The organism is Methylorubrum podarium, assembly GCF_022179745.1.
In the GTDB taxonomy this organism is placed as follows: Bacteria; Pseudomonadota; Alphaproteobacteria; order Rhizobiales; family Beijerinckiaceae; genus Methylobacterium; species Methylobacterium podarium.
On record NZ_BPRD01000145.1, the window covers coordinates 1 to 6,759 of the forward strand.

At 68.5% G+C, this 6,759-nt stretch carries 6 protein-coding genes, 1 tRNA gene and 1 pseudogene; 5 read left to right on the forward strand and 3 right to left on the reverse strand.

The genetic code is table 11. From position 1 onward, the window contains the following. Nucleotides 1–112 (forward strand): annotated as a pseudogene (locus tag MFF42_RS07710) (IS5/IS1182 family transposase); the annotation flags it as partial. A gap of 1,293 nt (nt 113–1,405) precedes the next feature. On the opposite strand, the gene MFF42_RS07715 reads toward MFF42_RS07710, so the two are convergent. Next, nucleotides 1,406–1,759 carry a hypothetical protein gene (locus MFF42_RS07715; RefSeq protein WP_238255216.1) on the reverse strand — a complete coding sequence of 118 codons (354 nt, stop codon included), beginning with the start codon at nt 1,757–1,759 and terminating at the stop codon, nt 1,406–1,408. Beyond that, the gene (locus MFF42_RS07720; protein ID WP_238255217.1) at nt 1,734–1,910 is read right to left on the reverse strand and encodes a hypothetical protein; all 177 of its coding nucleotides are present in this window, start codon (nt 1,908–1,910) and stop codon (nt 1,734–1,736) included. The genes MFF42_RS07715 and MFF42_RS07720 overlap by 26 nt, the downstream gene beginning before the upstream one ends. Before the next feature lie 53 nt (nt 1,911–1,963). Between MFF42_RS07720 and MFF42_RS07725 the strand changes: the two genes are divergently transcribed. Further along, nucleotides 1,964–2,182, forward strand: coding sequence for a hypothetical protein (locus MFF42_RS07725; protein WP_238255218.1), 219 nt, complete (start codon nt 1,964–1,966; stop codon nt 2,180–2,182). Nucleotides 2,183–2,616: 434 nt separating this feature from the next. Here the strand turns inward: MFF42_RS07725 and MFF42_RS07730 are convergent. Then, nucleotides 2,617–2,706: transfer RNA gene (locus MFF42_RS07730), tRNA-Ser, on the reverse strand. Nucleotides 2,707–2,839: 133 nt separating this feature from the next. On the opposite strand from MFF42_RS07730, the gene MFF42_RS07735 reads away from it, so the two are divergent. The 3 genes from MFF42_RS07735 to MFF42_RS07745 form a co-directional block, all read left to right on the forward strand. Continuing rightward, nucleotides 2,840–4,153: a replication-associated recombination protein A gene (locus tag MFF42_RS07735; protein WP_238255221.1), complete on the forward strand. Its 1,314-nt coding sequence runs from the start codon at nt 2,840–2,842 to the stop codon at nt 4,151–4,153. An 88-nt stretch (nt 4,154–4,241) separates the two neighbouring features. After that, complete coding sequence (locus MFF42_RS07740) at nt 4,242–5,738, forward strand: carboxypeptidase M32 (RefSeq protein WP_238255219.1); 1,497 nt, start codon at nt 4,242–4,244, stop codon at nt 5,736–5,738. A gap of 92 nt (nt 5,739–5,830) precedes the next feature. After that, nucleotides 5,831–6,759, forward strand: a 929-nt coding sequence (locus MFF42_RS07745; RefSeq protein WP_238255220.1) for an Hsp70 family protein, incomplete at its 3' end; no start/stop codon positions are given.

Here is a 6,759-nt window from a genome sequence, read left to right on the forward strand (position 1 = left end):
CCGCCGGCTCGTCAAAGATTACGAGCGATATGCCAGCACGCTGGCCGACCTGCACATCGTCGCCTTCGTCTGCCTCATGCTCAAAAAGGCCGCTCTACTCGCAGCCAGTTCATTACAGTCTTTAGGAGCAACGGGCACGAAAGGCTGCGTCTGCCGGGGCTCACGGCCTCGCTGCAGACCGGAGACAGCGGGCCGGTACGGGGGGCGCCGACCCGCTGCTCTCGCATTTCGCTCAAGCGTCTCTTCGCCGGCATCTCGATCGCAGTAAGTCGCAAGCGCCGCTTGATCGCCTCCAAGGCTGGGCGCACGAAACAATGTCGTTGCGCCGTGGCTTCTCCGTCGACACTGCGGTGTGCGACCGGCGGGTCGGCGTCGAACCCCCCTTCAGTGCCGGCCCGCTGCGCGTGCGCGACATAGGTTGCCTGATTGAATGTATGCGGAACTCAGGGCACTAAGCGTGACCGCTCCGCTGATCCTGTCTGGCGAGCGGATATGGCCGCTGCGCTGACCCTGTCTGGCCAGCGGTCAACCGCCTGTTTCTGATAGCCCTGAGCCTCGCCTGCGCCCGAACGCGCCTCGGCGATCGTCGTCGGCAGCGGAACGGGAGACCTCATTTTGCGGGAACCGGCTGTCATGTTTGGTGAGTGACAGCACAGCCGGTCGGCCCGAAAGGCGTTCCACGCGCCACCTGGGTTCGAGATCAACTCTCAAGGCGCTTCGCTGCGCTGGGTCTCAGCCTCACTCAGCGAATATTCTGAGTTCGATCGTGAGCGCCATAGATCGCTGCTTCAGAGCAAGCCCGCCCAATAGAGCAGCCAGAGCGCAATAAGAAGGCCAATCCCTGCGAGGGCGCCTCTGATCGCTCCGCCCACGCATTGTTGCAGGATCGATGGCGGCCTCTGCGCTGCCGTGTTCTCCCGATGCCATCTGTCGATCAGCGTCTCAGGCATGTGGGTGCGCCGAGGTACGTCACATATCTCGGCGAAGACTATGCCCAGGAGCGTAGCGGTCAATCTTGTTCCGCAAGTTCGGGCGCTGAGAATTTGTTAGCGCACGAAGCTGGGAGCCGCGGCGGTGACTCCCAAGGCGACAAAGGCGACGCTCGGCTGAGGCCGCACGACACGGCGACGAGATCGGGACGTGACTTCGCGGCGACAGGGCAACCTAGCGCTTTGGCCTACAAGGCTCGCCTCATCACAGAGGACAAGCCTTTATGTCGAAACCCGCTGCAAAGCCGGTTGCCCAGAAGCCAGACCCCAAAAGTGCTCCGCGGTGGAGCGACTACGATCCGTATTTCCCCACCAGGAAGGCCTCGGCGGGCGCACAGGGTGCCACCGTCGCCGGTGCACTGAACCGCAGCAACAGCCTCCACTTTCCGCGGCTGTCCCGCGCTGGGCGAGGCTGATCAGGCCCGTTCGAGGTTCGCCGTCTGTACCGGGAACTGGATCGTCATGCCGGATGCGTTCGTGCCCATCAGCGTCGCGAGCGGCGAGAACTCCGGATCGCACAGAATCACCGTGTCGACATTGCCGACCATGAACTCGGGCGGGATGCCGCCGCGCAGGATGATGCAGACGCGATCGTCGAACCGGAATGGCGCCGCCTCGGTGCGCCGTAGGAATTCGGCGTGGACGTGATCGGCGATGGCCTCGGGCGTGTCGAGGGCTTCCGTTGTCGTGCCGGTCTTGGTGAAGGTCAGCACGGGCCGCACCTCACAGGGTGGCGTTACGAGCTCACAGCGCGTCGAGCGCCGCGGCATCCGAGGGCTTGCCGGTCTCGGGGGGTAGGAGCGCGCCGAGGACGCCCGTCAGAGGGTGGTTGCGCTTGAGGATGGTGGCGCCCGCCAGCAGCATGTGCGCACCGAAACGCTGCCCGTCGTCCTCGGGAATCTCCGTCAGCGCGTCGGTCATCGCCTCCGGCAGGTCGCCGCGGCTGCCGACTGCTGCAGGAGGCGAAGTGAACGTTGGAGATGGTCCGTGATCAGCTCGGGCACCGCAGCGTGGTGCAGACCGAGCGCTCCTACGCCTTCCTCGAGGTCGAGGACCGGCGATCGGCCGCGCATGGGGCCGGCACAGCCGCCGCGGAGGAGATCGACAACGCGACGGGCTTGCCGATCACCGCACGAAAGCCGGCACAGGGGCGGCGGACTGATCTGAAAAAGCGAATTAAAACAACGGTGTAACACATAGGGCGATTGGCTTTTGGTACAGCCATTCCCAGGTTCGAATCCTGGCGCCCGATTGGCGCTGAGTGTGATGTGGCGCTTGGCAACGCGAATCAGGGCGTCGGCTTCGCCGTCCAGCCGGCGAGCCCGGCTTCGGGCCTCATCCTCATCGCGGGTTGCGAGGCTGACCCAGAACTCCCGGCCCGCTCGGCTCCCTTTCAGCGAGACAGGCGCGCTTTCGTCAAAGATTCCAGGCCCTGCCGTTCCGAGCACGGCCGGCATGCCGGCGCGCAGCGCTTCCGGGATGGTACGACGGAAATAGAAGATGCCCCGACGCTGGACCAAACCCACCATCTGCCTCATGGCTTCGTAGCACTCCTTCGTAGCAGGAGCGCGCTCAGAAGCCTACGGAATCAAGAAGATACCGTTATCGCAAGGACTTGGGGGCGACTTGGCGGAGAGGGGGGGATTCGAACCCCCGATGGGCTTGCACCCATGCCGCATTTCGAGTGCGGTACAATCAACCACTCTGCCACCTCTCCGCAGAGGTGTCGTGACGACGGGATGCGCCCTAGCACGCGGCGAGCGAGCCCACAAGCCGGCTCAGCGGGGGAAGTGGACCTCCGGCCGTCAAGGCTCTTGCGGACGGATGGGGCTGCGGTGTTCATGCCACGCATGTCCGACCTGTTCGTTTCCGCCGGCCTCGAGACGGGCGCGCCACGGCCGCTCGCCGACCGCTTGCGCCCGCGCCTTCTCGCCGAGGTCGTGGGCCAGGAGCACCTGACCGGACCCGACGGGGCGCTGACGCGGCTGCTCGCCTCGCGCTCGCTTGGATCGCTGGTGTTCTGGGGGCCGCCCGGTACCGGCAAGACCACCGTGGCGCGGCTGCTCGCCCACGAGACCGCCCTGCATTTCGAGCAGATCTCGGCGATCTTCTCCGGCATCGCCGACCTGCGGAAGGTGTTCGAGGCGGCCCGCAAGCGCCGCGCGACGGGTCAGGGAACCCTGCTGTTCGTCGACGAGATCCATCGCTTCAACCGCGCCCAGCTCGATGCCTTCCTGCCGGTCATGGAGGACGGCACCGTCACGCTCGTCGGCGCGACGACGGAAAATCCCTCCTTCGAACTGAACGCCGCCCTGCTCTCGCGCGCCCGGGTGCTGCTGTTCCGGGCGCTCGACTCGACCGCGCTCGCCCGGCTGCTCGCCCGGGCCGAAGAGATGGACGGCCAGCCCCTCCCCCTCGACGAGGAAGCGCGCGCGGCGCTGGTCCGCATGGCAGACGGCGACGGGCGCGCCGCGCTGACGCTCGCGGAGGAGGTCTGGCGCTCGGCCCGCCCCGGGGAGATCCTCGACGCGGAGAAGCTCCAGACCCTCGTGCAGCGCCGGGCGCCGATCTACGACAAGGCGCAGGAGGGGCACTACAACCTCATTTCCGCGCTGCATAAGACCGTGCGCGGCTCCGATCCCGACGCGGCCCTGTACTATCTCTGCCGGATGCTGGATGCGGGCGAGGATCGGCTGTTCATCGCTCGGCGCCTCGTGCGGATGGCGGTGGAGGATATCGGGCTCGCCGACCCGCAGGCCCTCGTCGTGGCGAACGCGGCCAAGGACGCCTTCGACTTCCTCGGCTCGCCGGAGGGCGAACTCGCGCTGGCGCAGGTCACCGTCTATCTCGCCTGCGCGCCGAAATCGAACGCGGTCTACACCGCCTACAAGGCGGCGACGCGGGTGGCGAAGGCCGCCGGATCGCTCGCGCCGCCGCGCACGATCCTCAACGCCCCCACGGGGCTGATGAAGCGGATCGGCTACGGCGAGGGCTACCGCTACGACCACGACGAGCCCGACGCCTTCTCGGGTCAGGATTACTGGCCGGAGGCGCTCGGGCGCCAGCACTTCTACGAGCCGACCGACCGGGGCATGGAAACCCGCTACCGGGAGCGGCTCGCCTACTGGGAACGGCTGCGGCAGGAGCGCCGCGGCGAGGACTGACCCCGTTGGAGCATCGTCTTTTCCGAAAGCCGGCAACCACCTTTCGGGACGATGCTCTGAGCGCGACACCGAGGGATCTCGACCGATCATGCAGGCTTACGCGACGCTCACCGCCACCTTCGCCCGGCTCGGCGCCCTGGGGGATGCAAGCGGCATCCTCGGATGGGACACGCAGACCCAGATGCCGGACGGCGCCTCCGACACCCGTGGCGAGCAGATGGCCGTACTCAGCGTGCTGGCCCACGAGGTCCTCACCGACCCGCGCAATGCCGAGCGGTTGGAGGCGGCGGAGGCTGAAGCCGGGCTCGGCGAATGGGAGCGGGCGAACCTGCGCGAGATGCGCCGGGCCTACGCCCACGCGGCGGCGGTGCCGGGCGATCTCGTCGCCGCTTCATCGAGGGCGACGACGCGCTGCGAGATGGTCTGGCGCGAGGCGCGGCGCGATTCGGACTTCGCGCGGCTGCGTCCGCATCTCGAGGAGGTGCTGCAGCTGCAGCGGCTCGTCGGCGAGGCCAAGGGGGCGGCCCTCGGCCTCGAACCCTACGACGCGCTGCTGGACGGCTACGATCCCGGCATGCGGCGGGCACGCATCGATCCGATCTTCGCGGAATTGCGCGCCGTCCTGCCGGATCTCGTCGTCGCGGTGCGCGAGCGGCAGGCGGCGAAGGTCCCTCCCCTGCCGCTGCCGGGGCCATTCCCGGTGGCGATCCAGCGGGAGATCGGCCTGCGGCTGATGCGGGCCGTCGGGTTCGACTTTTCGCGCGGGCGGCTCGACGTCAGCCTGCACCCGTTCTGCGGCGGCGCCACCGACGACGTGCGCATCACCACCCGCTACGACGAGGCGAGCGCCACCGGGGCGCTGATGGGCGTGCTGCACGAGACCGGCCACGCGCTCTACGAGCAGGGCCGCCCGGCGGCGTGGCGCCACCAGCCGGTGGGTCAGGCCCGCGGCATGAGCCTGCACGAGAGCCAGTCGCTGCTGGTGGAGATGCAGGCCTGCCGCTCGGCCGAGTTTTGCGCCTACCTCGCGCCGACCCTGCGCGAGGCGTTCGGCGGCGAAGGTCCGGCCTGGGAGGGGGAGAACCTGCATCGCCTCTACACCCGCGTCGAGCCGGGCTTCATCCGGGTGGATGCCGACGAGGTGACCTACCCCGCCCATATCCTGCTGCGATACCGCCTGGAGACGGCGATGATCGCGGGCGACCTCGCCGTCGCAGACCTGCCGGGGGCCTTCAACGACGGCATGAAGGCGTTGCTCGGGCTCACCGTGCCCGACGATCGGCACGGTTGCCTCCAGGACATCCACTGGCCGGGCGGCAGCTTCGGCTACTTCCCGACCTACACCCTCGGGGCGCTGGCCGCGGCGCAGATGTTCAAGGCTGCCTGCGCCGCCCATCCCGGCATCCGGCCGGCCTTGGCCGAGGGCGACTTCTCGCAGTTGCGCGGCTGGCTGCGGGAGAATGTCCATGCCCGCGCGAGCCTGATGGAGACCGACGAGCTGCTGATCGCGGCGACCGGCAAGCCGCTCGGCGCGGACGATTTCCTCGCGCATCTGCACCGCCGCTATCTCGGCGCGGCGGCGTAGGCGACGAATGACGCGGCGTTCGGGGATTGCACTCTTCGGCGGGGGACCGTAACGGGGCCGCCCTCCCTCGGAATGCAAGCGATCCGGTCCCCATGGCGGCCTGCGGCCTCGATTTCGGCACGTCCAACACCACCCTCGGGATCGGCGCGGGCGACCGCCCGGTCCTCGTGCCGCTGGAGGGCACGCACCGCACCCTGCCGAGCGCGATCTTCTTCGCGCCCGGCCGCGAGGCGCAGATCGGGCGGGCGGCGATCGAGGCTTATGTCGAGGGCATGCCGGGCCGTCTGATGCGGGCGCTCAAATCGGTCCTCGGCTCGCCCCTGATCGACGAGACGACGCCGATCGGCCGCGAGCGCATCCGCTTCCGCGACGTCATCGCCCGCTACCTCACCCTGGTGAAGGCGCGGGGCGAGGCGGAAGCCGGCGTCGAACTCGACACCGTCGTCCATGGCCGCCCGGTCCATTTCGTCGACAACGATCCGGCGGCCGACCGCAAGGCGGAGGACACGCTGCGGCGGATCGCCGAGGGCATCGGCTTCCGCCACGTCCGCTTCCAGTACGAGCCGATCGCGGCGGCGCTCGATTACGAGCGCATGGTCACGGCGGAGGAGATCGCGCTGATCGCCGATATCGGTGGCGGAACCTCGGACTTCTCCATCGTCCGGCTCTCGCCCGAGCGGCACCGCCGCGACGAGCGCGCCGAGGACATCCTGGCCAATGACGGCATCCGCATCGGCGGCACCGATTTCGACCGCACCCTGAGCCTCGGCGCGGTGATGCCGCTCCTCGGCCTCGGGAGCCCGATGAAGCGGGCGGACCTCGCCGTGCCGAATGCCTATTTTCACGACCTCGCCACGTGGTCGAGCATCAACCGGCTCTACAATCCCAAGACTCTGCGCGAGATCGACGAGGTGGTGCGCGATGCCGCCCGGCCGGACCTCGTGACGCGGCTGCGCACGGTCGTGGAGGCGGAGCGCGGGCACTCGCTCGCCATGGCGGTGGAGGGGGCCAAGATCGCCGC